We start from the raw sequence: 24,511 nt of genomic DNA on the forward strand, positions 1-24,511 counted from the left end.
TTACCCTCGCAAACGATCGAACGCATTTGCGCCCTTGAGCGCCTGCCGGCGCTCGGGTAATGTCATCAGACCCATAGGACAGAGCACGCCCATGACTTCCAAGCTGGAACAACTCAAGCAATTCACCACTGTCGTTGCCGATACCGGCGATTTCTCGGCACTGGCCAAGCTCAAGCCCCAAGACGCCACCACCAACCCTTCCCTGCTGCTCAAGGCCGCGTCGATCCCGGCCTATGCCAAGCTGCTGGTTGACGCCGTGCAGGACTGCAATGGCGATGTGGGCCTGGCCAGCGACCGTTTTGCGGTGGCAGTGGGTCAAGAGATCCTCAAAGTGGTGCCGGGCCGTATTTCCACTGAGGTGGACGCCCGCCTGTCGTTCGATGAAGCAGCCATTCTCAAGCGTGCGCATCGTCTGATCGACCTGTACGAAAAAGCCGGTGTTGGCCGTGACCGCGTGCTGATCAAGATCGCGTCGACCTGGGAAGGCATCCGCGCCGCTGAGAAGCTGGAAAAAGAAGGCATCCAGACCAACCTGACCCTGCTGTTCTCCTTCGCCCAGGCCGTGGCTTGCGCAGAAGCGGGCGTGTTCCTGATTTCGCCGTTCGTGGGCCGTATCTACGATTGGTACAAGAAGGCCAACGGCAACGACTACACCGGTGCTGATGATCCGGGCGTGCAGTCGGTGACGCGCATCTACAACTACTACAAGGCCAATGGCTACAAGACCGTGGTGATGGGTGCGAGCTTCCGCAACCTGAGCCAGATCGAAGAGTTGGCCGGTTGCGACCGCCTGACCATCAGCCCTGATCTGCTGGAGAAACTCGCGGCGGACAACGGCAAGCTGGAGCGCAAGCTGTCACCAGGCCATGCCGGTGAAGCGCGGGTGCATTTGACCGAAGCGCAGTTCCGTTGGGAGTCCAACGAGGATGCGATGGCGACGGAAAAGTTGGCGGAGGGGATTCGTCAGTTTGCTCGGGACCAGGAGAAGCTGGAGGCGTTGCTGACTGCCAAGCTGTAAAAGCGGCAGCGGCAAAAAGGGCGGCACCTGTTGGGGTGCCGCCCTTTTTTGTGCGTCCGGGAGTGTTGCGGCGACTGATCTTCCGCTATCAGGGGCAAGCCCCCTCCCACATTTTAGAGTGCTTTCGCAGGGAGATCAGTGGCGTTCCAGGGCGTTGACGAGGTCGTGGAAGGCTTCGCGGTTGGATTCGTTCAAGCCCATCAGGATCTTGTGCGCTTCCAGCACCTTGACCCTCACGACTTCCTCGGACTGGTCCTGGGACGGCAGGTCGGTCAGGCACTCCGGGCACGGGATCGGGCGGTCAACGATGTTGAATACCTGATCAAAGCCCATGGACTGCAACAGACGGGTGATGTCTTCGTGGGTGGTGACGACCGTCGGCAACAGCCCGACCTTCTGCCGAGACAGAATGGACAACTTGGCCAACAGCCCAAGGGTGGTGCTATCGATGCTGCGGGTTTCGGTCAGATCGATCACGATCGCCGAGAAATTCAACGCAGTGAAAATCCGCTCAATCGTCGCATCCAGCGCCGAACACAAGGTCAGGCGCACTTCACCGACAAACTTCAGGACAAAAGTCCCGTCTTGCTCGGCGAATTGGATTCTTCCGGTACTCATCAAAGATTCCTGCTCAACACCAATAGGGCGATATCATCCGGCATCTCCCCCAGCGTGGCCAATCCAAACACTTGCCGCAGGCCATCCAGGCTGCCGCCCGCTGCCTTGACCTTTTGGGGCAAGGCAGCTTCTTTCTCCTTGAGTGTAGGCTCTGGAAGCAGGTCCAGGATACCGTCGGACATCAGCGTCAGGCTGAATGTCGGCGGCAGCTCCAGGATATGGTCTTCGTAGGTGGCTTCATTGAACAAGCCTACGGGAAGACCACGACCTTCCAGGTAACGCACACTGTCAGGGGTGTACAACACAGGCATCGGCAGGTGACCGCCAATGCTGTAGGTCAAAAGACCGGTTTCTTCATCAATCACGCCGCCAACCATCGTCACGTGCTTGCCCAGCTTGCAGCTGATCAGGCCTCGGTTGATGTGGCCCAGCACCTCGGAGGGGGTGAACTCCGGCAAGGTGCCATTGCGTTTTGACTCGAACAACAGCCGTGTGGTCATGAACTTCAACAACACGGTGACAAAAGCCGAGGAGGCGCCATGGCCGGAGACATCGGCCAGGTAAAACGCCACACGTCGCTCATCCACGCGGAAATAGTCGACAAAGTCACCCGACAGGTACAACGACGGGATGATCTGGTGGGCAAACTGGAATTCGTCGATGGTCCATGGGCTGACCGGCAACATGTTCATCTGCACCTGGCGACCGGCATTCTGGTCTTCCTGGAGCAGGTTCAGGCTGGCTTCGAGTTCACGGTTGGCGGTTTCGAGCTTTTCGCGGTAGCGCTGGTTTTCCAGTAGCAGCCGTGCACGATCCAGGGCGCGCCGTACCGAATGCTCCAGCACCGCCAGATCTTCCAACGGCTTGATCAGGTAGTCGGCAGCCCCCAGGCGCAGGGCCTCGACGGCATCGTTCATCACGCCGGCGCCGGACACGACAATCACTGGCGTCTGCGGGGCACGCTCGGTCACCTGGCGAATCAGCTCAAGGCCGCCCATCTGGGGCATGCGCAGATCGCAGATCACGAGGTCGGGCTTGTCGCGCTCGAATACCTGGAGACCCTGTTGGCCATTGCTGGCCTGCAGGACGCTGAAGCCACTGTCTTCCAAATAGGCCGCGAGGCTCGCGCGCACTACTTCGTCGTCATCGATTATCAGCAGCGTGGCACTGGTTTTTTGCATGTGGGCAAACGGCGCCAGAATTAGGTTGGCGTAGGTGGCTCGGCAATGGCCGGGCTCACATACTGGATTCGCTTTCTAGCCTCTCTGTCCTACAAAACGCAGGCTTTTGGCCCACGCACAACGGTAAAGCAGAGGTGCCCTTCTAAGGCGCAGACGGTACTCCCATCCGTCAGGGGTTTCAAGCTCATGCCGATGGTCACCGGGCGTCTTTACATCGCAAATCACCGGGAGTTATAAGAACCCGCATGGCCACAACTTAATGTGAGGTTGAAGCCGCACAATTGCGCACAAAAAAGGCGACCCACCGGGGTCGCCTTTTTCGTTTCAAGACGTCACGACTTAAAAATCGTCGACAACCTTGCCGTCCTTGACCTTGAACTCGCGGTTCTGCAGGTAAGCGTTACGAATGAAGGTGTACTTGTCGCCGGTAATCAGCTTCTCGCTGTCGAGCAGGCTGGCACGGGTATCGACAATGTTCAGGCCGAACGTGCTGTTGCGCCAGCCGATATCGTTCATATAACGGTATGGCTGGGTGTAGCTGTCGACGTATTTGGAAGGCGCATCACGCAAAGTGCTTGGGCCAAGCAACGGCAGCATTACGTAAGGGCCGCTGCCCACGCCCCAATAACCGAGGGTCTGGCCGAAGTCTTCATCGCTACGCTGCAGCCCCATTTTGGTGCCGACGTCGATAAAGCCCAACACACCAAAGGTCGTGTTCATCAGCAAACGAGCGGTATCCACACCCGCTGCGTGCGGCTTGAGTTGCAGCACGTTGTTGGCCAGGTTGCCAACATCGCCGATATTGCGGAAGAAGTTGTGAACGCCATCCTGCACGAATTGCGGCGTCACGAATTGATAGCCTTGGGCCAACGGCTTGAGGGCGTAGGTGTCAACGGTGTCGTTGAACGTGAAGATCGGACGGTTCACGCTTTCCCATGGGTCATCTTCCGACGCTGCCTGGGCGACGAACGGGGCCATTAGGATAGTGGCACACACTGATAGCTGAGCGAGGTAGTGGCTCCAGCGCATAGCTTTTGCTCCTTGAATAGACTGACATGGGCGCTATGCCCTGAATAAGGCGGTGAGTATATGACGGAAGTCTGCATTTAGGCAGTAACCGGGAAAATTCCTACAATTAAAGCGTATGTCATCGGGTTGTCATCCTCTCTCGATAGTGTCTCTGCTATTTCAGGGACGTCGATATGCCCCACGCCGAGATTGCCATCGCCAACACGCCCGCCTTGACTGCCGTTCTGTTTGGCCTGAGTGGCTGCCTGGTGGATTTTGGTTCCCAGGCGCGCACCGACTCACCCAGCCCCGACTCCCAGGCGACACCGGGCGCACTGAAAATCCTGCGCAGCTTGAAAGAACAAGGCGTGCCCTGCGCCTGGCTGGATGAGCTTCCAGGTACTGTCACAACACCGCTGACTGCCGTATTGCCCGCCTGGCTCAAGGCATCATCGCCCTCCTCCATTCGCTGGCCCGCCCCCCATGCCTGCTGGCAAGCCTTGATGGAATTGAACATCGAACGCTTGGAAGGCTGCGTATTGGTCAGCGGTGAGCCGCGCTTGCTGCAATCCGGGCTCAATGCCGGGTTATGGACCATCGGGCTGGCCTCCTGCGGTTCACTGTGCGGCACCGCGCCCGATCAATGGCAAGCGCTGAGCGAGCAGGAACGCGAACACAAGCGCGGCAAGGCCACCGTGGCGCTGTACGGGTTGGGGGTGCATTCGGTGATCGACCACCTCGGCGAGCTTGGCACCTGCCTGGCAGACATCAGCCTGCGCCAGCTCAAAGGCGAGAAGCCCTGATCGAGATCATGCACAGTCGGCGCAGGTGGATTAGTCTACAGCTCAGCCCGTAGACCTTTCTCTGCATGCCGTGGTCTATGCCAGTGCCTATCGATAAAAGGAAGAACGTCATGCCTGACCGCAAAAAGCTGGAAGAACAGATCGAGATCCTGCGCGGGCAGTTGGTACAGGAACCGCCGCTGTCGGAAGAAAAACGTGAGGCGCTGGAAGCCTTGATTGCCAAGTTCGAATTACAGCTCGAACTGGAGCCCGCCACTCAAACACCCAGTATTTCCGACGATGTGAATCAAGCGGCCATCGAGTTCGACGCGGAACACCCGGTGATTTCCGGGACATTGCGCAACATCATGATTACGTTGGGCAATATCGGGATCTGATTTCACTCTCCCAGCCAAGCGCAGATCGAAAATGTGGGAGCGGGCTTGCTCGCGAATGCAGGGTGTCAGTCAGAAGTCTCTCAACTGATGCACCGCATTCGCGAGCAAGCCCGCTCCCACAATTGTTTTTGCGTGAAGTCTACTGACGCGCCAGACGCACGTTCTGGAATGCCACATCCTCAGTGCTGCGATACGGGTTGATATCCAACCCACCGCGCCGCACATACCGCGCATACACCGTCAATTTCTCCGGTTTAAGCAAACGCTGCAGGTCAAGGAAGATCCGCTCCACACACTGTTCATGGAAGTCCGAGTGCTGGCGGAAGCTCACGATGTATTCCAGCAGGCTCGCGTGATCCAGCGCCGAACCCCGGTACTCGACCACCACACTGCCCCAATCCGGCTGGCTGGTGACCGGGCAGTTGGACTTGAGCAGATGGCTGTGCACGCTCTCCTCGACAATGCGCGAATCATCGCAACGCAACAGCTCCGGGCGCGGATGCTCATAGCTGCTCACGTTGATATCCAATTCATCAATGCATACGCCCGGCAACGCCATCACGCCTTCGGCCTCGATTTCGGCCAAGCGGCGAATGCGCACGTCGACCGGCTTGCCGGCAGCGGCACTGAGGTCGGTGCGCAACACCGCCTCCAGGCTCGCGGTATCGGCAAACGCGGTCTGGTTCAGCGAGTTGAGGTACAGCTTGAAGGACTTGGACTCGATGATATTCGGTGAGTCGGCCGGAATGCTGAACTCACCGATGGCCACCACCGGCTTGCCCGATGGCAGCAGCCAGGACAGTTCAAAGCAGTTCCAGAAATCCACTCCCTTGTAAGGCAGGGTCTCGGCGCTCAGGCCCAGCTCGGCCCATTTGGCGGCGCGTGGAATCGGGAACAGCAACGAAGGCGTGTAGGTGGAGATGTATTCACTGGACTTGCCCAGCGGCGAATGTTCGGCTGCGGGATGCATGGCGGAAACCTGGCTAAATAAACCGCGCCAGTCTACCAGCCTTTGCCCCCGCCTTTGCTGCCTACTCGACGTTCAGCTTGCCGACCATGCCCGCCTGATAATGCCCGGGAAGGTTACAGGCGAACTCCAGCCCGGTTGTCCGGGTGAAGGTCCAGGTCAATTCAGCGGTCTTGCCGGGCTCGACCAACACACTGTTGGGATCATCATGTTTCATCGCACCATGCCCCATGGCGCTGTGATCCATCTTGCCCATGCCGGTGGCGGTGAGCATGCCGCTGGCCTGCATCTGCAACATTTCCTTCTGGTGTTCGGCATGCATCGCCGCATCACCCAGGTTGAATTCGTGGAGCAACTGGCCTTTATTGACGAGTACAAAGCGCACCGTCTCACCGGCTTTTACGTCCAAAGACTTGGGTGAAAAGGAAATGTCCTGCAATGTCACTTCCACCGTCCGCGTTGCCTCGGCCGCAGGCGCAGCATGACCGAATGCATAGGTATGGGCCGCATCCGCCACCGCATCGAAACTCAATGCCAACAAGCAACCCGCCAACAACAGGGGTGTACGCAAGGCCATCTCTCTTCTCCAAAAATGTGGGATCAGCATGAAGGGCACTCTAAGATGACGCCGCTGCCAGCCAGCTGACTGCTAGATTACAACTTTGTCAGGTTGCGCCCTCGCCCCGGAACCCACGGTATAAAGCCCATCGCGCAAGATTACCAAGAGCTGCCCATGAAATTGCTGATCGTCGAAGACCAACCGAAAACCGGCCACTACCTGCGCCAAGGCCTGGCCGAGGCTGGTTTTACCACCGAGTTGGTGGCCGATGGCACCACCGGCCAGCACCTGGCACTGACCGGCGACTATGACCTGCTGATCCTCGACGTGATGCTGCCGGGCCGTGATGGTTGGCAGATCCTGCAAGCCATACGCAATGCCGGCCTGGAAACGCCAGTACTGTTTCTGACCGCCCGCGATGCGGTGGAAGACCGTGTGCATGGCCTGGAACTGGGTGCCGACGACTACCTGGTCAAGCCCTTCGCCTTCTCCGAACTGCTGGCCCGGGTGCGCAGCCTGTTGCGTCGTGGCAGCAGCACGCCCCAGGAGACGGCCTTGCAATTGGCCGACCTGCGCCTGGACCTGATCCGACGCCGTGTTGAGCGGGATGGCCAACGCATCGACCTGACCGCCAAGGAGTTCTCCCTGTTGGAACTGCTGCTGCGCCGCCAGGGCGAAGTGCTGCCCAAATCCCTGATTGCCTCCCAGGTCTGGGACATGAATTTCGACAGCGACACCAACATCATCGAAGTGGCGATCCGCCGACTGCGGCTGAAAGTCGACGATAACTACGCCAACAAACTGATCCACACCGTACGCGGCATGGGCTACGTGCTGGAGGAACGCTTCAATTGATCAAGCGCCTTTCCCTGGCCAGCCGTTTGGCGCTGCTGTTTGCCGCCTGCACGGCCGTGGTGTCGTTGCTGGCCGGCGTGTTGTTCAACCGGGCCAGCGAGGCGCACTTTATCGAGCTGGACCAGCAATTGCTCGACAGCAAACTGATAGCCCTGCGCAGCACATTGCAGGGTGTCGACACGCCGCAGTTGTTCACTCAGCGCGAAGCGCAATTGCGCGCCGAACTCAATCGCCAACCTGATCTTGCCCTGCGCATCAGCGCTGCCGGCCAGCGTTGGTTTGACGGCGCGCCGGGCGTCACGCTGCCGGAACACCCCGGCCTGCATCGCCTGCAAAGCGCCGGCACGGATTACCGCGTCTACAACGCGCCGCTGATACCAGGCCAACCGAACTCACCGCAACTGAGCCTGATGCTCGACATCACCCACCACCAGCACTTCCTGCAACGCATGCAGCATCTGATCTGGCTCACCGTCGGCCTCTCGGCCCTGGCCACCGCATTGCTCGGCGCATGGGCCGCACGCAGTGGGTTGCGACCCTTGCGCCGCATGGGCGAAGTGGCCGCCGGCGTGTCGGCCCACTCCCTGACCCAGCGCCTGCCCCAGCAGCAAATGCCCGCAGAACTGGCAGAACTGGCCGAGGCGTTCAACGCCATGCTCGGTCGCCTGGACGACGCGTTCCAGCGCCTCTCGGCCTTCTCGGCCGATATCGCCCATGAACTGCGCACACCGCTGTCGAACCTGCTGACCCACACCCAGGTCATCCTCACCCAGCCACGCCCGCTGGAGGATTACCGCGAGGCGCTGCACAGCAACCTGGAAGAGTTGCAATGGATGGCGCAGTTGGTGAACGACATGTTGTATTTGGCCAAGGCCGACCATGGTTTGCTGGTGCCCACGCGTGAGCCGCTTGTGTTGGCGGATGAAGTGGATGCCTTACTGGAGTTTTTTGCGTTGCTGGCTGACGACGCCCAGGTCGGTCTAGTGCGCAAAGGCACGGCCAGCATCACCGGGGATCGCGGGATGTTGCGCCGGGCTTTGTCGAACTTGTTGGATAACGCGCTGCGCTTTACGCCGCCTGGCGGCGAAGTACGGGTGAGTATTGAGGACGGGGTGAGACTGTCGGTAGAGAACACCGGGGAAGGCATCCCGGCGGCGTTGCTACCGAAGCTGTTTGACCGTTTCTACCGGGCTGATCCGGCGCGGCATGAGGGCAGCAGCGAGCATGCCGGGCTGGGGTTGGCGATTACCCAATCGATTGTGCGGGCGCATGGGGGGAGGATTTATTGTGAGTCTGGGGTGGAGTGGACTCGGTTTGTGATTGAGTTACCCAAGGGACATTGATGCAAGCTGTACCGGCCCTATCGGGGGCAAGCCCCCTCCCACATTTTTGATTTGTGAACACATTCAAGTGTGGGAGGGGGCTTGCCCCCGATAGCGGTCTGAAGCCTTACGAATATCTCAGGGCATGCGCCGGTTCAATCTTCGCCGCCCGATACGCCGGATACAGCGTCGCCAAAAAGCTCAACACAAACCCCGCCGTGCAAATCAGCACCACGTCACCACCTTGCAGTTCCGAAGGCAGGTTGCTGACGAAATACACGTCCGAACTGAAAATGTGCTGCCCGGTGACCCGCTCCATCCAGCCCACCAGCTCACTCACGTTCAGCGCCGCGATCACCCCCAGCACGCCGCCGATCAGGGTGCCAACGATACCAATCACCGTACCCTGCACCATGAAGATCGCCATGATCTGCCGTGGCGTGGCGCCGATGGTGCGCAGGATCGCGATGTCGGCGCCCTTGTCGTTCACCACCATGATCAACGTGGCAATGATATTGAACGCGGCGACGGCGACGATCATCAGCAACAGCAGGCCGATCATGGTCTTTTCCATCTTCATCGCGCTGAACAGACTGCCTTGGGTGTGAGTCCAGTCATCCGCCTTATAGGCTGATCCAAGGCCTCCGGCAATATCGGCCGAGACCTTGGGCGCCGCGTACAGGTCTTTCACCGCGAGGCGCACGCTTTGTACCTGATTTGGCTGCCAGTGCTGGATCTCGGCGGCGTCGGCCATGTTGATCAGCGCCATGGAGCCGTCCAGCTCAGCGCCGACCTTGAAGATGCCGACCACGTTCAAACGCTGCATGCGCGGGGTGATGCCGCCCGGTGCGGTGCTGATTTCCGGCACGATCAGGGTCAGTTTGTCGCCCACGTTGAGGCGAAAGCGCCGTGCGGTGATTTCGCCGACCACCACGCCGAACTCGCCGGGTTTCAGGTCTTCCAGCTTACCCTGCACGATGTGCTGGGCCACGATCGACACCTTGCCTTCCTGGGCCGGGTCGACGCCGCTGATTTCGATTGGCTGCATCGCGCCCTTGTAGGAGAACATGCCGTCCATCTGCGTGAACGGTACGGCGGCGGTCACTTCCGGATTCTTCATCGCGGCCGCGGCCACCGGCTGCCAGTCATCAATCGGGTTGACACCGACGATGGTGGCGTGGGGCACCATGCCGAGGATGCGCGAGCTCATTTCACGCTGGAAGCCGTTCATCACCGACAGCACCACGATCATCGCCAGCACGCCCAGGGCGAGGCCGATCATCGAGGTCATCGAGATAAACGAAACAAAACGGTTGCGGCGCTTGGCGCGGGTATAGCGCGTGCCGATGAAAATCGATAACGGTCTGAACATTCGCGGGCACCGTTGGAAAAATAGAAAACCCGGTGTCAGGCACCGGGCTTGAAACAGGTCAGATGGCGACCAAATGACCTTCCTGCAGGTGCAACACACGGTCCATCTGGCGGGCCATGCTCATGTCATGGGTCACCACCAGGAACGCAGTGCGCATCTGGGTGCTCAGTTCCAGCATCAAGTCCTTGATGCCCTGGGCGGTGTGGGAGTCGAGGTTGCCGGTAGGCTCGTCGAGCATCACCAGGCCCGGGTTGTTGACCAGGGCACGGGCGATGGCCACACGTTGACGCTCGCCGCCGGACAGTTCAGCCGGTTTGTGCTCCAGGCGATGGCCCAGGCCGACACGCTCCAACAAGGCTTGGGCACGCTGACGCGCCTCGGGGATAGCGGTCTTGCCGATCAGCAGCGGCATGCACACGTTTTCCAGGGCGGTGAATTCCGGCAACAGATGGTGAAACTGGTACACAAAACCGAGGGAACGGTTGCGCAGTTGGCCACGGGCCTTTTCACCGAGGGCCGACAGTTCTTCCCCCGCCAGCCACACACTGCCCTGGGACGGCGTATCGAGGCCGCCCAGCAAGTTCAGCAAGGTACTTTTGCCGGAACCGGAACTGCCGACAATCGCCACGCGCTCGCCAGGGTGCAGTTCAAGTTGCAGGTTGGACAGCACCACCACCGATTCCGGGCCTTCCTCATAGGATTTGCCCAGGTTGCGGCAGCTCAAGATTGCTTTTTCACTCATGCCCGATTCACTCATAACGTAAGGCCTGTGCTGGCTGGGTACGTGCCGCGCGCCAGGCTGGATACAGGGTGGCAAGGAAACTCAGGACCAACGCGGCGCCGCCCACCATCAACACGTCCTGGGCCTGCACCTGGGACGGCAAGTAGTCGATGAAGTAGACGTCGGCGTTGAGGAATTTGTGGCCGATCAGGGTTTCGAGACCGGCGATGGCGGCGCTCACATTCAGCGCGGCCAGGATGCCGACGGCGGTGCCGATCAAGGTGCCGACCACGCCAATCACGGTGCCCTGCACCATGAAGATCGCCATGATCTGCCCCGGCGTGGCGCCAAGGGTGCGCAAGATCGCGATATCGCCCTTTTTGTCGTTCACCACCATGACCAGCGTGGAGATGATGTTGAACGCAGCCACCGCCACGATCAGCAGCAACAGCAGGCCGATCATGGCTTTTTCCATGCGGATGGCCTGGTACAGGTTGCCGTGGGTACGGGTCCAGTCGCGGGCGTAGTATTGGCTGTCACCCAGGTGCTGGGCGATTTCCCACGCGGCGCGCGGCGCATCGAAGAGGTCATTGAACTTGAGGCGCAGGCCCTGCACCTGGTCCGGCTGCCAGCGATGCAGGCGCGCCAGGTCGGTGAGGTTGGTCAGGCCCAGGTAGCCATCGATCTCGCCAGCGCCGACGTGGAAGGTGCCGACCACGGTGAAGCGCTTCATACGCGGGAACATGCCGGCCGGGGTCACGGTGACTTCCGGGGCGACAAAGGTCAGCTTGTCGCCCAGGTTCACGCCGAGCTTGGCGGCGGCCTTGTCGCCGATCACGATGCCGAACTCGCCAGGCGCCAGATCATCGAGTTTGCCCGAGAGCATGAACTTGTCGATGATCGAAACCTTGCGTTCCTGCGCCGGGTCGATGGCATTGAGCAGGATCTTCTGCACCTTGCCGTCGTTGGTCAGCAGCCCCTGCATCTGGGTAAACGGCGCGACGGCCACCACCTTGGGGTTCTGCGTGACCTTGTCGGCCAAGGCTTGCCAGTCACTGATCGGCGCATCGCCTTCAATGGTCGCGTGGGGCACCATGCCCAGCACACGGGTGCGCATCTCATGATCGAAGCCGTTCATCACCGACAGCACCACGATCATCACGACCACGCCCAAGGCGAGCCCGATCATCGAGGTGAGGGAAATAAACGACACAAAATGATTGCGACGCTTTGCACGGGTATAACGCGTGCCGATAAATACGAAGAGAGGTCTGAACATGTCGGGGCTTGTTCGGAGGAAAAGAAGACGTCCCGGTGGCGGGGTCTGGTAAGCAGCTTTACACTCAGACCATTAACGCTACTTGGGGTTCGCCATGTCGACATTAGATGAAGAAGAACGCCGCGAATACTACCGTATCGACGACATGATCGCACTCCAAATCAAAAGCCTGTCGGCCCCCGAAGCGGCGAGCAAGGAAGTGTTGCTGGATGATTCGCCGCTGTTCAATCTGCTCAGCGAGTTGCACCTGAGCGAATTCGAAGCCCAGCACCTGCTGCGTCAGCTCAGTGAGAAGGATCGCACCCTGGCGGCCTTCCTCCGTGTACAGAATAAACGCCTGGACCTGCTCAGCCAGATCATGGCACGCGGCCTGCTGGATGAGGTGGGTGCCCCCCAGCCGGTGATCATCTCCGAAGGTGGTATCGACTTCCAGCACCCTACCCCCTTGCCCGCCGGCGCGCACCTGGCGGTCAAGCTGGTGCTGATGCCTCAGGCCCTCGGTCTGCTGCTGCGTGCACGGGTCACCCATTGCGATCCCAAGGGCAATGGTTTTGACGTCGGTACGGAATTCGAATCCATGACCGACGCCCAGCGCCAACTGCTGGCGCGCTACATCCTGCAGAAACAAGCCCAGGAACGCCGCCTGGCGCGGGAACAAAGCGACGCCCAAGACACCTGACTACGTAGTATTGACCCCGCCAGATGAGCTGGCGCATAGGAGCAACTGTGACCCTGATCTACGGCCACCGCGGTGCCAAAGGCGAAGCACCGGAAAACACCCTGACCAGCTTTCAGGAATGCCTCAAGCATGGCGTACGCCGCTGCGAACTGGATTTGCACCTGTCGATGGACGGCGAACTGATGGTCATCCACGACCCAACCCTCAAGCGCACCGCCGACCGGCGCGGCAAGGTCGTCGAGTATTCAGCGGCAGACCTAGTCAAGATGGACGCGCGCAAAGGCGGCCCGGGTTGGGTCACGCCGTGCCCGATCCCGCGCCTGGAAGAGCTGTTCGAAAAATGCGACTTCGATCACTGGCAACTGGAAGTCAAAAGCGCTTCGCGCACGCGTGCGGCAACCACCGTACTGGCAATTCGTGAGATGGCCGTGCGCTTTGGCCTGATGGACAAAGTCACCGTCACCTCAAGTTCACGAGAAGTCTTGAAAGCCGCTGTTGAACTCACCCCCGACCTGTCACGCGGGTTGGTGGCCGAATACGCCTGGCTCGACCCACTGAAGGTGGCGCAGAACTACGGCTGTGAGATCCTGGCGTTGAACTGGACGTTGTGCACCCCTGAGCGTCTGGAAAAAGCCCAGCGCCAGGGCCTGCACGTGTCCGTGTGGACAGTCAACGAACCTGCGCTGATGCGCAGGCTCGCCGACTTCGGCGTAGATAGCCTGATTACAGACTTTCCCGGTTTGGCCACTGCCACCCTCGGGAATTACTGAAATCGGTCTCCCCGGCCGGCTCAGGCCACCGGCCGGAGCCGCTCAAAAAAGCCGGTTGAGGCCGTCGTAGGCCGCTACCCGATAGGCTTCGGCCATGGTCGGGTAGTTGAACGTGGTGTTGACGAAATACTTGAGAGTATTCAGCTCACCCGGCTGGTTCATGATGGCCTGGCCGATGTGCACGATCTCCGAAGCCTGGTAGCCGAAGCAATGCACGCCGAGGACTTCCAGGGTCTCGCGGTGGAACAGGATCTTCAGCATGCCTTGGGGCTCACCGGCGATCTGCGCACGCGCCATGCTCTTGAAGAACGCCTTGCCCACTTCGTAAGGCACCTTGGCCTTGGTCAGTTCGCTCTCGTTCTTGCCGATGGAGCTGATCTCGGGAATGGTGTAGATCCCGGTCGGCACGTCGTTTACATAACGCCAGCTGCCATTGTCGACGATGCTGCCAGCGGCCGAGCGGCCCTGGTCATGCGCCGCACTGGCCAGGCTTGGCCAGCCGATCACGTCGCCGGCGCCGTAGATGGTCGCCACGCAGGTGCGGTAGTTCTCGTCCACCTCGATCTGACCACGGCTGTTGACCTTCACGCCGATGTTTTCCATGCCCAGCTTGTCGGTGTTGCCGGTACGGCCGTTGCACCACAGCAAGGCGTCGGCCTTGATCTTCTTGCCGGACTTGAGGTGCAGGATCACCCCGTTGTCCAGGCCTTCGACCCGCTCGTACTCTTCGTTATGGCGCACGGTGATGTTGTTGTTGCTGAAGTGGTAGCTCAACGCCTGGGAAATTTCCGAGTCGAGGAAGCTCAGCAACTGGTCGCGGTTGTCTACCAGCTCTACCAGTACACCCAGGCCGCTGAAGATCGAGGCGTATTCACAGCCGATCACGCCGGCGCCGTAGATGATCAGTTTGCGCGGGGTGTGGCCCAGGCTCAGGATAGTGTCGCTATCGTAGATACGCGGGTGGTGGAAATCGATATCGGCCGGGCGATAAGGGCGCGAACCGGTGGCGATGATGATGTGCTTGGCCACCAGCTTCTCGACCACACCGTTGGGGCAGACCACTTCGATGGTTTGCTCATCGGCGAAGCTGCCGGTGCCGAAGAACAAATCCACACGGTTACGCGCGTAGTAACCGGTGCGTGAGGCGACTTGCTTGGAAATGACTTTCTCGGCGCTTTTCAGCACATCCGGAAACGAGAACCAGCGCGGCTCACCAATGGCCCGGAACATCGGGTTGGTGTTGAACTGCATGATCTGGCGCACCGAGTGACGCAGGGCCTTGGACGGGATGGTACCCAGGTGGGTGCAGTTACCGCCGACCTGGCGACGGCTATCGACCATCGCCACCTTGCGTCCTGCCTTTGCGGCGTTCATCGCCGCACCTTCTCCAGCTGGGCCGGAACCCAGTACCACCACGTCGTAGTTGTAGACAGCCATGCGTACTCCTCAGAACAGGCCAGGCGTACGGTTGGACGCCGGGCTAAATCATGCCGCGGCCAGCGGTCATGAAGGACATTTTGGCTCAAGTGTGTGAACCGGGGCACAGTCTATATAAGGCTCAACGCCGCGCACATTAACCCTTGGTCGCGTCGTAGGCCAGTCTTGCCGTTACTACAGCGTAAGGAAATTGGAATTACACTGCCAGCAAGCACCTTTGCAGGACGGGCCATTATGCGGCATGTCGCTTTCTGTTTATTGTTGATGTTGTCGATCACGGCTCAGGCCAACGAGGCCGACCGGCTCCGACAGGCTGGTTTTCCTGCTCAATCCCATGGATTAGCCCTGAAGAACCAGGTGGTGCTGACCTATCTCTGGGCAGATGTCTACGCGGCAGCGCTGTATGCCCCCACTGAAACGCCCGCCAAGCTCGCCTGGGAGCAACAAAAGGCACTGCGCCTTGAGCTGTATTACTTTCGCGATATCGACCGCAGCGATGTGATCAAGGCCGCCAATACCACATTGAAGCGCCAGCAAGTCAGCGCCCGGTTGAAGCCTGAGGTAGACCGGTTGCATGCGCGCTTTCGCGATATTCAAAAGGGTGATCGGTATGCGCTGGATTTTCGCCCTGGGCGTGGGTTAAATCTGGAGATCAATGGGGAAGTGGCGTTCAGTAGCCCGGATGATGAATTGGCGAAGGCTTATCTGGGGATTTGGCTGGCGCCTGAGGGGTTGTCGGAGGGGTTGCTGGATTAGCGGGGTGTCAGCTCTGGCCCCATCGGGGGCAAGCCCCCTCCCACACTGACTGTGTTCACAAGCCTGGATATGTGAATACATTCAAATGTGGGAGGGGGCTTGCCCCCGATGAGGCCCTGACAGGCAGTACAGAATTCACAGCCATAAAAAAACCCCGAACCAGTCGGGGCTTTTTCATTTACTGCTGACGCTTAGCGCGGAAACGCAGGCGGGTTAACCCCAGCCATGTCTTCCATCACGCGAACCACCTGGCAGCTGTAGCCGAACTCGTTGTCGTACCACACGTACAGCACAACGCGGTTGTCCTGGGTGATGGTCGCTTCAGCATCCACCACGCCGGCGTGGCGCGAGCCCACGAAGTCGGTGGACACCACTTCCTGGGAATTAACGAAGTCGATCTGCTTATGCAGGTCGGAGTGCAGCGCCATGAAGCGCAGGTACTCGTTCATCTCTTCACGGGTAGCGGCTTTCTCAAGGTTCAGATTGAGAATGGCCATCGACACGTTTGGCGTCGGAACGCGGATCGCGTTACCGGTCAGCTTGCCGGCCAGCTCAGGCAACGCCTTGGCAGCAGCGGTGGCAGCACCGGTCTCGGTGATCACCATGTTCAACGCGGCGCTACGGCCACGGCGATCGCCTTTGTGGAAGTTGTCGATCAGGTTCTGGTCGTTGGTGTACGAGTGAACGGTTTCAACGTGACCGTTAACGATACCGAACTTGTCATTTACAGCCTTCAGCACCGGCACGATGGCGTTGGTGGTGCAGGAAGCCGCGGACACGATCTTGTCGTCAGCGGTGATTTCGCCATGGTTGATACCGTGAACGATGTTCTTCAGCTTGCCCTTGCCCGGTGCGGTCAGGACAACGCGGTCGACACCCGGGCAGGCCAGGTGCTGGCCCAGGCCGTCGGCATCACGCCATACGCCGGTGTTGTCCACCAGCAGGGCGTCCTGGATGCCGTACTGGGTGTAGTCCACCTCAGTCGGGTTCTTCGCGTAGATCACCTGGATCAGGTTACCGTTGGCGGTGATGGTGTTGTTTTCTTCGTCGATGACGATGGTGCCGTTGAACGGACCGTGTACCGAGTCGCGACGCAGGAGGCTTGCGCGCTTGGTCAGATCGTTCTCGGCGCCTTTGCGCACCACGATGGCACGCAGGCGCAGGCCGTCGCCGCCACCGGTTTTTTCGATGAGGATGCGCGCCAGCAGGCGGCCGATACGACCGAAGCCGTACAGCACAACGTCGGTGCCTTTGCGGGCAGCGGCGTTTTGCTGGCCAACCACGTCAGCCATTTCTTCGCGTACGAATTGCTCGGCGCTGCGGCCGTTGCCTTCGTTGCGGAATTTGTAGGCCAGCTTGCCCAGGTCTACCGAAGCCGCGCCGAGCTTGAGCTCGCTCATGGCTTTAAGCAGTGGGAATGTTTCGTGGACGGAGAGTTCGCTGTCGTCGGCGGAGCGATGGCGCGCAAAGCGGTGAGCCTTGAGAATCGCGATGACAGACTGGTTGATCAGGCTGCGGCCATAGATCGAGCTCACCACATTGTTATTGCGGTACAGCTGGCCGATAAGCGGAATCATCGCTTCTGCGAGTGCTTCACGGTCGATCCATTCACCAAGACACTGGTCGGGCTTCTGAGTCACGGGAACCTTCCACATGTAGGGGCAGAAAAAAGGGGCTACATTATGCCGCCCGACTGCCCTCGGAGCAATGCGCCGCAGGCAACAAAAAGTCCTTGCCAAAAATTGACACCCCGCTACAGCCCAGTAAATACGCGGGTTCCAGAAGGCCATCAATGCAGCGCTCAGGGCGACTTATCCGTAACCCTCCGAAAAACGCGCACATTTTGGCACTACATATTGAGTCAAAACCCGCCATTGTTTGTCTTAGCCACTACATTTCCTACAAACCGCATTAGGCACAGTCAGCAACTGACAGACGGCGCCTAGGACCGTTACAATTACCGACTTTGTCGCAACGCTTGGAGCTCAACCTTCCGTGCCCGTCCTGCGTCTACCGCTTCTCCCTGCTGCGGCAGGCAAACAGCACTGGGGCAACCTGCCCGGTGCCGCCCTGAGCCTGGCCATTGCCGAGGCTGCCAGCGCAGCCAAACGCTTTACCCTGCTGCTGACCGCCGACAGCCAAAGCGCTGAACGGCTGGAGCAGGAGCTGAGCTTCTTCGCCCCCGATTTGCCGGTGCTGCATTTCCCCGACTGGGAAACCTTGCCCTACGACCTGTTCTCGCCGCACCAGGACATCATCTCCCAGCGCATCGCCAGCCTGTACCGTTTGCCGGAACTGGCCCACGGCGTGCTGGTGGTGCCGATCACCACGGCCCTGCATCGCCTGGCACCGACCAAGTTCCTGCTGGGCAGTAGCCTGGTGCTGGATATCGGCCAGAAACTCGATGTGGAACAGATGCGCACGCGTCTGGAAGCCAGCGGTTACCGCTGCGTCGACACGGTGTACGAGCACGGTGAATTCGCGGTGCGTGGCGCGCTGATCGACCTGTTCCCGATGGGCAGCAAACTGCCCTACCGCATCGATCTGTTCGATGACGAAATCGAGACCCTGCGTACCTTCGATCCGGAAAACCAGCGTTCCATCGACAAGGTGGACTCAGTCAAGCTGCTGCCCGCGCGGGAATTCCCGCTGCAAAAGGATGCGGTCACCCGCTTCAAGGCACGCTTCCGTGAGCGCTTCGATGTCGACTTCCGCCGCTGCCCGATCTTCCAGGACTTGAGCAGCGGGATTACACCGGCCGGTATCGAGTACTACCTGCCGCTGTTCTTCGACGAGACGTCCACCCTGTTCGATTACTTGCCCCAGGACACCCAGGTGTTCTCGCTGCCAGGCATCGAGCAAGCGGCGGAAAACTTCTGGAACGATGTGCGTAATCGGTATGAAGAACGCCGCGTTGATCCGTCCCGTCCTTTATTGCCGCCTGCCGAGCTGTTCCTGCCGGTAGAAGATTGCTTCGCCCGCCTGAAAAGTTGGCCGCGCGTGGTCGCCAGCCAACAGGACGTGGACGCCGGCAGTGGCCGCGAGCGCTTCCCGGCGCAGGCGCTGCCCAACCTGGCGATTGAAGCCAAGGCCAACCAGCCGCTGGAAGCGCTGTCCAACTTCCTCGGCGACTTCCCTGGCCGCGTGCTGTTTACCGCCGAATCCGCCGGGCGCCGCGAAGTGCTGCTGGAGTTGCTCGAACGCCTGAAGCTGCGGCCGAAAACCGTCGACAGCTGGCCGGACTTTGTAAAAAGCAAAGACCGCCTGGCGATCACCATCGCGCCGCTGGACGAAGGCTTGCTGCTGGAAGACCCCGCCCTGGCGCTGATCGCCGAGAGCCCGTTGTTCGGCCAGCGCGTGATGCAGCGCCGTCGCCGTGAAAAACGTGCCGACGCCAACAACGACGCAGTGATCAAGAACCTCACCGAGCTGCGCGAAGGCGCGCCGGTGGTGCATATCGACCACGGTGTGGGCCGTTACCTGGGCCTGCAAACCCTGGAGATCGACAACCAGGCCGCCGAATTCCTCACCATGGAATACGCCGAGGGCGCCAAGCTGTACGTGCCGGTGGCCAACCTGCACTTGATCGCGCGCTACACCGGCAGCGACGATGCGCTGGCGCCGTTGCACCGCTTGGGCTCCGAGACCTGGCAGAAAGCCAAGCGCAAAGCCGCCGAACAAGTGCGCGACGTGGCAGCCGAATTGCTCGACATTTATGCCCGCCGCGCCGCGCGCGAAGGCTACGCGTTCGCCGACCCGAAAGCCGACTACGCCACCTTCAGCGCCGGCTTCCCCTTCGAAGAAACCCCGGACCAGCAAACCACCATCGAAGCGGTGCGCGCCGACATGCTCGCGCCCAAGCCGATGGACCGCCTGGTCTGCGGCGACGTGGGCTTCGGCAAGACCGAAGTGGCCATGCGCGCCGCCTTCATTGCGGTACACGGTGGCCGCCAGGTGGCCATCCTGGTGCCCACCACCCTGCTCGCCCAGCAGCACTACAACAGCTTCCGCGACCGCTTTGCCGACTGGCCGGTGACCGTCGAAGTGATGAGCCGCTTCAAGTCGGCCAAGGAAGTGAATGCCGCGGTCGCCGATTTGGCCGAAGGCAAGATCGACATCGTGATCGGCACCCACAAGCTGCTGTCGGACGATGTGAAGATCAAAAACCTGGGCCTGGTGATCATCGACGAAGAACACCGCTTTGGGGTGCGCCAGAAAGAACAGCTCAAGGCCCTGCGCAGCGAAGTCGACATTCTGACGCTGACCGCCACGCCGATTCCGCGCACGCTGAACATGGCGGTGTCGGGCATGCGTGACCTGTCGATCATCGCCACGCCACCGGCGCGCCGCCTGTCAGTGCGTACCTTCGTGATGGAGCAGAACAAAAGCACGGTCAAGGAAGCGTTGCTGCGCGAACTGCTACGCGGCGGGCAGGTGTACTACTTGCACAACGATGTGAAGACCATCGAGAAATGCGCCGCCGACCTCGCCGAGCTGGTGCCGGAGGCGCGTATCGCCATCGGCCACGGCCAAATGCGCGAACGCGAACTCGAACAAGTGATGAGCGACTTCTACCACAAGCGCTTCAACGTGCTGATCGCCTCGACCATCATCGAGACCGGCATCGACGTGCCGAGCGCCAACACCATCATCATCGAACGCGCCGACAAGTTCGGTCTGGCGCAGTTGCACCAATTACGCGGCCGGGTTGGGCGTAGTCATCACCAGGCGTATGCCTACTTGCTGACACCGCCCCGCCAACAGATCACCTCCGACGCAGAAAAGCGCCTGGAAGCCATCGCCAATACCCAGGACCTGGGCGCCGGTTTTGTACTGGCCACCAACGACCTGGAAATCCGTGGCGCCGGCGAACTGCTGGGGGACGGCCAGAGCGGGCAGATCCAGGCGGTGGGTTTCACCCTGTACATGGAGATGCTCGAACGTGCGGTGAAGGCCATCCGCAAGGGCGAGCAACCGAACCTCGATCAACCGCTGGGCGGCGGCCCGGAGATCAACCTGCGCTTGCCGGCGCTGATCCCCGAGGATTACCTGCCCGACGTGCATGCGCGGCTGATCCTGTACAAGCGCATTGCCTCGGCCACCGACGAAGAAGGTCTCAAGGACTTGCAGGTGGAGATGATCGACCGCTTCGGCCTGTTGCCGGAACCGACCAAGAACCTGGTACGCCTGACCCTGCTCAAATTGCAGGCCGAGCAGCTTGGAATAAAGAAAGTCGATGCCGGGCCGCAAGGCGGACGCATCGAGTTTGAAGCGCAGACGCCGGTGGACCCGCTGGTGTTGATCAAGCTGATCCAGGGCCAGCCCAACCGCTACAAGTTCGAAGGGGCTACGCTGTTCAAGTTCATGGTGCCGATGGAACGTGCCGAAGAACGCTTTAATACCCTGGAGGCGTTGTTCGAGCGCCTGATCCCGAAACCTGTATGAAGGACGCCACAATGCGCCTGTTCCGCATGTTGAGCCTGTTGTTGGTGGTCGTGGCCCCTGCGGCGTTCGCCGACAGCCCGTACCAGGTGGAAATGATCCTGGTGCGCCAGAACGCCGAGCCGGTGATCAACAGCCGCGCTGCGCCGGAAAACTGGGATGCTGGCGCCGTGCGCCTGGGCGATACATTGAGCCCGCCGCGCCTGAACAACATCGTCGACAAACTCAGCGCCGACAACAGCTACACCGTGTTGGCGCACAAGGCATGGGAGCAAAACCTCGGCGAGCAGGCGGTGAAGATCGCGATCACCGACGGCCAGGAGCAGTTCGGCCAGTTTCCCATCGAAGGCGTGCTGAACCTGCAACTGGGGCGCTTCACTGACATTGACGCAGACTTCTGGATCAACCAGTTCGACAGCAACGGCAGCGTAATCGCCAGCGAGCACCTGAGCCAAAAAGACGTGCGCACCAAGAACAACCAACTCAACTACCTGGACGGTGGCCATTTGGCGCTGCTGATCAAGATCACTTCGCTGACCGCCAAACCACCCAGCGCACCACCGCCCGACATTCAGGACTGATCCCGCACCATGTCCCTGACGTCGCAGTTGACCAAACCCCTGGCCCCTTCGTGGGCCAATCGCTTTAAAGAGCAAAGCCTTGAGCGCGGCCGGCGTTATGCCCTGGAGAACCGGGTGCGCATTGTCGAATCCGGTGACAGCACCATCGTCGCCAGTTGCGAAGGCTCAGGCGGCAATGTTTATCGCCAGACCATCTCACTGCGCGAATCGGCCAAAGGCACGCTGATCCTGGTGGACAGCCGCTGTACCTGCCCGGTGCACACCAACTGCAAACATATCGCAGCCGTGCTGCTCAAGGTCCAGGAAACCCTGGCCTACCCGGCCGCGGCTCAAGATGCCGAACTGCTGGAAAAACTCCAGGCCGTGCTGGATAACCGCGTGGTGCTGCCGCAAGTGGTGATGGAGGATGTCAAACCGATACCGCGCCTGTGGCTGGCCAGTGTGGAGTTCAGCGCGTTTGAGCCGCGCAACGGCAAGATGCAGCGCTATATCCAGCACCGCGCGGCGCTGTCGTTCAACTATTTGGGTAACTACGTCAGCGGGCAGAAGAACGCCGATATCGTGGTGCGCCAGGAAACCCAGAGCCTGCGGATCAAGCGGCATCCGGAGCTTGAGCAGCCGTATCGCGAACAGTTGCGCCTGCTGGGTTTCAAGATCGCCACGCGCCAAAGCAAGGCCTTGCCGGAGAGCGCCGGCGAGCTGTTCGAGATGGTCAATGACAGCGCCTGGCTAAACTTCACCCTCAACGTTTCACCCACCCTGCGCACCGAAGGTTGGGAGCTGCAAATCGATGAAGATTTCGGCTTCGACCTCAGCGCCGTCGATGACTGGTACGCCACGGTCGACGATGGCCCGGAGCGTGATTGGTTTGACTTGGAGCTGGGCATCATCGTCAACGGCGAGCGGCTGAGCCTGTTGCCGATCCTGTTGAACTTGATGCGCTCCCACACCGAGATCCTCAACCCGGAGAAGCTTGCACGGCGCCGCGATGATGAGCTGATCCTGGTGAATATCCCAGGCCTGCCCAACGGTCATGGCCCGCTGCAAGTGGCATTGCCCTACGGCCGACTGAAACCCGTACTGGCGACCCTCGGCGAGTTTTACCTACAAGAATCCGGCACCACCACGTTACGCCTGGCCAAGGCCGATGCGATTCGCTTGAACCCGCTGGAAGACCTGCCTCTGCAATGGGAGGGCGGCGAAAAGATCCGCAACTTCGCCCAACGCCTGCGGGATATCAAGGATTTCAGCTGCGTGGCACCCGAGGGGTTGAACGCGACCTTGCGCCCGTATCAGTTGGAAGGCTTGAGCTGGATGCAGTCGCTGCGCCAGCTCGACGTTGGCGGGATTCTTGCGGATGACATGGGCCTGGGTAAAACCCTGCAAACCCTGGCGCATATTCTGACCGAGAAAGCCGCCGGGCGCCTGGATCGCCCCTGCATGGTGGTGATGCCCACCAGCCTGATCCCCAATTGGCTGGATGAGGCGGCGCACTTCACGCCGCAGCTCAAGGTAATGGCGCTCTATGGCGCGGGGCGCAAGAAACATTTCGCGAACCTGCAGGACTATGACCTGCTGCTGACCACCTACGCCTTACTGCCCAAGGACATCGAACAACTGGCCGCCCTGCCCTTGCACGTACTGATCCTCGATGAGGCCCAATACATCAAGAACCCATCCAGCAAGGCCGCTCAAGCCGCGCGCGAGCTGAATGCCCGGCAACGCCTGTGCCTGAGTGGCACGCCGCTGGAAAATCACCTGGGCGAGCTGTGGTCACTGTTCCACTTCCTGCTGCCGGGTTGGCTGGGGGACGTCAAAAGCTTCAACCGCGATTACCGCGTGCCCATCGAAAAGCGCGGCAGCGATGTACGATTGCAGCACCTCAACGGTCGAATCAAACCCTTCCTGCTGCGCCGCACCAAAGAGCAGGTGGCCACGGAGCTGCCGCCCAAGACCGAGATCATCCACTGGGTCGACCTCAACGAAGCCCAGCGCGACGTATACGAAACCATGCGCCTGGCGATGGACAAGAAGGTCCGCGACGAGATCACCCGCAAGGGCGTGGCGCGCAGCCAGATCATCATTCTTGAAGCGCTGTTGAAGCTGCGCCAGGTGTGCTGTGACTTGCGCCTGGTCAACGATGCCACCCTGCCTACCCGAGGCAGTAGCTCGGGCAAGCTCGACAGCCTGATGGAAATGCTTGAAGAACTGTTTGCGGAAGGACGGCGGATTTTGCTGTTTTCCCAGTTCACTTCGATGCTCAGCCTGATCGAAGTCGAGCTGAAAAAACGCGGGATTTCCTACGCCCTGCTAACGGGCCAGACCCGGGACCGGCGAACGCCGGTGAAGGATTTCCAGAGCGGCAAGCTACAGATCTTCCTGATCAGCTTGAAGGCCGGCGGTGTGGGCTTGAACCTGACCGAAGCCGACACCGTGATTCACTACGACCCGTGGTGGAACCCGGCCACGGAGAATCAGGCCACCGACCGCGCGTATCGCATCGGCCAGGAGAAGCCGGTATTCGTTTACAAGATGATTGCGCGGGGTACGGTGGAGGAGAAAATCCAGCACTTGCAGAAGGAAAAGTCCGATCTGGCCGCGGGTGTTCTGGATGGGCGCACGACTGGGGATTGGCAGTTGGGTAATGAGGATATCGAGGCGTTGTTTGCGCCTTTACCGCACAAACAAGAGAAGCGCTGACTGTCCGATTGCTATCGCAGGCAAGCCAGCTCCCACAGGGGAATGCATTCCAAGTGTGGGAGCTGG

The 24,511-nt window shown here is 60.2% G+C and carries 21 protein-coding genes; 11 read left to right on the plus strand and 10 right to left on the minus strand.

Annotated features, from left to right (window positions below):
* Positions 1 to 91 precede the first annotated feature (91 nt).
* Positions 92 to 1,018 carry a transaldolase gene (tal, locus tag DYL61_RS00505; RefSeq protein ID WP_135306762.1) on the plus strand — a complete coding sequence of 309 codons (927 nt, stop codon included), beginning with the start codon at positions 92 to 94 and terminating at the stop codon, positions 1,016 to 1,018.
* Positions 1,019 to 1,153: 135 nt separating this feature from the next.
* On the opposite strand, the gene rssC is transcribed toward tal, so the two are convergent.
* From rssC to DYL61_RS00525, 3 genes are all read right to left on the minus strand, one after another.
* Positions 1,154 to 1,636, minus strand: coding sequence for an anti-sigma factor antagonist RssC (gene rssC / locus DYL61_RS00510; RefSeq protein WP_003172602.1), 483 nt, complete (start codon positions 1,634 to 1,636; stop codon positions 1,154 to 1,156).
* Complete coding sequence (rssB, locus tag DYL61_RS00515; RefSeq protein WP_105696701.1) at positions 1,636 to 2,817, minus strand: two-component system response regulator RssB; 1,182 nt, start codon at positions 2,815 to 2,817, stop codon at positions 1,636 to 1,638. The genes rssC and rssB overlap by 1 nt, the downstream gene beginning before the upstream one ends.
* 339 nt (positions 2,818 to 3,156) lie before the next feature.
* On the minus strand, positions 3,157 to 3,795 hold the full coding sequence (locus tag DYL61_RS00525) for an MlaA family lipoprotein (protein WP_374956532.1): 639 nt from the start codon (positions 3,793 to 3,795) through the stop codon (positions 3,157 to 3,159).
* Positions 3,796 to 4,019: 224 nt separating this feature from the next.
* On the opposite strand from DYL61_RS00525, the gene DYL61_RS00530 reads away from it, so the two are divergent.
* Positions 4,020 to 4,628, plus strand: a complete 609-nt coding sequence (locus DYL61_RS00530) for an HAD superfamily inactivated hydrolase PcrP (RefSeq protein ID WP_135306763.1) — start codon at positions 4,020 to 4,022, stop codon at positions 4,626 to 4,628.
* Positions 4,629 to 4,738: 110 nt separating this feature from the next.
* Positions 4,739 to 5,005: a DUF4404 family protein gene (locus DYL61_RS00535; protein ID WP_135306764.1), complete on the plus strand. Its 267-nt coding sequence runs from the start codon at positions 4,739 to 4,741 to the stop codon at positions 5,003 to 5,005.
* Positions 5,006 to 5,144: 139 nt separating this feature from the next.
* On the opposite strand, the gene queF is transcribed toward DYL61_RS00535, so the two are convergent.
* Both queF and copI read right to left on the minus strand, forming a co-directional pair.
* On the minus strand, positions 5,145 to 5,975 hold the full coding sequence (queF, locus tag DYL61_RS00540) for an NADPH-dependent 7-cyano-7-deazaguanine reductase QueF (RefSeq protein WP_135306765.1): 831 nt from the start codon (positions 5,973 to 5,975) through the stop codon (positions 5,145 to 5,147).
* Positions 5,976 to 6,036: 61 nt separating this feature from the next.
* A complete protein-coding gene (gene copI / locus DYL61_RS00545; RefSeq protein WP_135306766.1) occupies positions 6,037 to 6,549 on the minus strand; it encodes a copper-resistant cuproprotein CopI in 513 nt (170 codons plus the stop codon).
* A gap of 156 nt (positions 6,550 to 6,705) precedes the next feature.
* Between copI and DYL61_RS00550 the strand changes: the two genes are divergently transcribed.
* Complete coding sequence (locus DYL61_RS00550) at positions 6,706 to 7,386, plus strand: heavy metal response regulator transcription factor (protein WP_135306767.1); 681 nt, start codon at positions 6,706 to 6,708, stop codon at positions 7,384 to 7,386.
* The gene (locus DYL61_RS00555; protein ID WP_135306768.1) at positions 7,383 to 8,729 is read left to right on the plus strand and encodes a heavy metal sensor histidine kinase; all 1,347 of its coding nucleotides are present in this window, start codon (positions 7,383 to 7,385) and stop codon (positions 8,727 to 8,729) included. Before DYL61_RS00550 ends, DYL61_RS00555 begins: the two co-directional genes overlap by 4 nt.
* Positions 8,730 to 8,835: 106 nt before the next feature.
* On the opposite strand, the gene DYL61_RS00560 is transcribed toward DYL61_RS00555, so the two are convergent.
* The 3 genes from DYL61_RS00560 to DYL61_RS00570 are packed head-to-tail and all read right to left on the minus strand — an operon-like array spanning position 8,836 to position 12,080.
* The gene (locus DYL61_RS00560; protein WP_105696710.1) at positions 8,836 to 10,080 is read right to left on the minus strand and encodes a lipoprotein-releasing ABC transporter permease subunit; all 1,245 of its coding nucleotides are present in this window, start codon (positions 10,078 to 10,080) and stop codon (positions 8,836 to 8,838) included.
* A 58-nt stretch (positions 10,081 to 10,138) separates the two neighbouring features.
* Positions 10,139 to 10,822 (minus strand): lipoprotein-releasing ABC transporter ATP-binding protein LolD, encoded by a 684-nt coding sequence (gene lolD / locus DYL61_RS00565; protein WP_003218941.1) that lies wholly within the window; start codon positions 10,820 to 10,822, stop codon positions 10,139 to 10,141.
* 7 nt (positions 10,823 to 10,829) lie between these two features.
* A complete protein-coding gene (locus DYL61_RS00570) occupies positions 10,830 to 12,080 on the minus strand; it encodes a lipoprotein-releasing ABC transporter permease subunit (protein ID WP_105696711.1) in 1,251 nt (416 codons plus the stop codon).
* A 94-nt stretch (positions 12,081 to 12,174) separates the two neighbouring features.
* On the opposite strand from DYL61_RS00570, the gene DYL61_RS00575 reads away from it, so the two are divergent.
* Both DYL61_RS00575 and DYL61_RS00580 read left to right on the plus strand, forming a co-directional pair.
* The gene (locus DYL61_RS00575) at positions 12,175 to 12,759 is read left to right on the plus strand and encodes a PilZ domain-containing protein (protein ID WP_135306769.1); all 585 of its coding nucleotides are present in this window, start codon (positions 12,175 to 12,177) and stop codon (positions 12,757 to 12,759) included.
* A 47-nt stretch (positions 12,760 to 12,806) separates the two neighbouring features.
* Positions 12,807 to 13,529 carry a glycerophosphodiester phosphodiesterase gene (locus tag DYL61_RS00580; RefSeq protein WP_105696713.1) on the plus strand — a complete coding sequence of 241 codons (723 nt, stop codon included), beginning with the start codon at positions 12,807 to 12,809 and terminating at the stop codon, positions 13,527 to 13,529.
* 42 nt (positions 13,530 to 13,571) lie between these two features.
* Here the strand turns inward: DYL61_RS00580 and sthA are convergent, their stop codons facing one another.
* On the minus strand, positions 13,572 to 14,966 hold the full coding sequence (gene sthA, locus DYL61_RS00585; RefSeq protein WP_135306770.1) for a Si-specific NAD(P)(+) transhydrogenase: 1,395 nt from the start codon (positions 14,964 to 14,966) through the stop codon (positions 13,572 to 13,574).
* 234 nt (positions 14,967 to 15,200) lie between these two features.
* On the opposite strand from sthA, the gene DYL61_RS00590 reads away from it, so the two are divergent.
* A complete protein-coding gene (locus DYL61_RS00590) occupies positions 15,201 to 15,722 on the plus strand; it encodes a chalcone isomerase family protein (RefSeq protein WP_135306771.1) in 522 nt (173 codons plus the stop codon).
* A gap of 191 nt (positions 15,723 to 15,913) precedes the next feature.
* On the opposite strand, the gene DYL61_RS00595 is transcribed toward DYL61_RS00590, so the two are convergent.
* A complete protein-coding gene (locus DYL61_RS00595) occupies positions 15,914 to 17,377 on the minus strand; it encodes a glyceraldehyde-3-phosphate dehydrogenase (RefSeq protein WP_105696716.1) in 1,464 nt (487 codons plus the stop codon).
* Between the two features lie 340 nt (positions 17,378 to 17,717).
* Here DYL61_RS00595 and mfd point away from each other — a divergent pair, with 340 nt between their 5' ends.
* Genes mfd through DYL61_RS00610 form a run of 3 tightly spaced genes read left to right on the plus strand, consistent with a single transcriptional unit; the run spans position 17,718 to position 24,445 of the window.
* Positions 17,718 to 21,167 carry a transcription-repair coupling factor gene (gene mfd, locus DYL61_RS00600; protein WP_135306772.1) on the plus strand — a complete coding sequence of 1,150 codons (3,450 nt, stop codon included), beginning with the start codon at positions 17,718 to 17,720 and terminating at the stop codon, positions 21,165 to 21,167.
* A gap of 11 nt (positions 21,168 to 21,178) precedes the next feature.
* A complete protein-coding gene (locus DYL61_RS00605) occupies positions 21,179 to 21,745 on the plus strand; it encodes a CsiV family protein (RefSeq protein WP_105696850.1) in 567 nt (188 codons plus the stop codon).
* Between the two features lie 9 nt (positions 21,746 to 21,754).
* The gene (locus DYL61_RS00610) at positions 21,755 to 24,445 is read left to right on the plus strand and encodes a DEAD/DEAH box helicase (protein ID WP_135306773.1); all 2,691 of its coding nucleotides are present in this window, start codon (positions 21,755 to 21,757) and stop codon (positions 24,443 to 24,445) included.
* The last annotated feature ends 66 nt before the right edge of the window (positions 24,446 to 24,511 follow it).

Origin of the sequence: Pseudomonas nabeulensis (assembly GCF_004682045.1) — a bacterium.
GTDB lineage: Bacteria > Pseudomonadota > Gammaproteobacteria > Pseudomonadales > Pseudomonadaceae > Aquipseudomonas > Aquipseudomonas nabeulensis.

What these genes read in the sequence shown, in the direction of transcription:
- DYL61_RS00560 (WP_105696710.1), bottom strand. Translation starts at nt 10,080, where the DNA reads ATGTTCAGACCGTTATCGATTTTCATCGGCACGCGCTATACCCGCGCC.
- queF (WP_135306765.1), bottom strand. Translation starts at nt 5,975, where the DNA reads ATGCATCCCGCAGCCGAACATTCGCCGCTGGGCAAGTCCAGTGAATAC.
- DYL61_RS00575 (WP_135306769.1), top strand. Translation starts at nt 12,175, where the DNA reads ATGTCGACATTAGATGAAGAAGAACGCCGCGAATACTACCGTATCGAC.
- tal (WP_135306762.1), top strand. Translation starts at nt 92, where the DNA reads ATGACTTCCAAGCTGGAACAACTCAAGCAATTCACCACTGTCGTTGCC.
- DYL61_RS00605 (WP_105696850.1), top strand. Translation starts at nt 21,179, where the DNA reads ATGCGCCTGTTCCGCATGTTGAGCCTGTTGTTGGTGGTCGTGGCCCCT.
- DYL61_RS00595 (WP_105696716.1), bottom strand. Translation starts at nt 17,377, where the DNA reads ATGTGGAAGGTTCCCGTGACTCAGAAGCCCGACCAGTGTCTTGGTGAA.
- DYL61_RS00525 (WP_374956532.1), bottom strand. Translation starts at nt 3,795, where the DNA reads ATGGCCCCGTTCGTCGCCCAGGCAGCGTCGGAAGATGACCCATGGGAA.
- copI (WP_135306766.1), bottom strand. Translation starts at nt 6,549, where the DNA reads ATGGCCTTGCGTACACCCCTGTTGTTGGCGGGTTGCTTGTTGGCATTG.
- sthA (WP_135306770.1), bottom strand. Translation starts at nt 14,966, where the DNA reads ATGGCTGTCTACAACTACGACGTGGTGGTACTGGGTTCCGGCCCAGCT.
- DYL61_RS00535 (WP_135306764.1), top strand. Translation starts at nt 4,739, where the DNA reads ATGCCTGACCGCAAAAAGCTGGAAGAACAGATCGAGATCCTGCGCGGG.
- DYL61_RS00550 (WP_135306767.1), top strand. Translation starts at nt 6,706, where the DNA reads ATGAAATTGCTGATCGTCGAAGACCAACCGAAAACCGGCCACTACCTG.
- rssB (WP_105696701.1), bottom strand. Translation starts at nt 2,817, where the DNA reads ATGCAAAAAACCAGTGCCACGCTGCTGATAATCGATGACGACGAAGTA.
- DYL61_RS00590 (WP_135306771.1), top strand. Translation starts at nt 15,201, where the DNA reads ATGCGGCATGTCGCTTTCTGTTTATTGTTGATGTTGTCGATCACGGCT.
- DYL61_RS00570 (WP_105696711.1), bottom strand. Translation starts at nt 12,080, where the DNA reads ATGTTCAGACCTCTCTTCGTATTTATCGGCACGCGTTATACCCGTGCA.
- rssC (WP_003172602.1), bottom strand. Translation starts at nt 1,636, where the DNA reads ATGAGTACCGGAAGAATCCAATTCGCCGAGCAAGACGGGACTTTTGTC.
- lolD (WP_003218941.1), bottom strand. Translation starts at nt 10,822, where the DNA reads ATGAGTGAAAAAGCAATCTTGAGCTGCCGCAACCTGGGCAAATCCTAT.
- DYL61_RS00610 (WP_135306773.1), top strand. Translation starts at nt 21,755, where the DNA reads ATGTCCCTGACGTCGCAGTTGACCAAACCCCTGGCCCCTTCGTGGGCC.
- DYL61_RS00530 (WP_135306763.1), top strand. Translation starts at nt 4,020, where the DNA reads ATGCCCCACGCCGAGATTGCCATCGCCAACACGCCCGCCTTGACTGCC.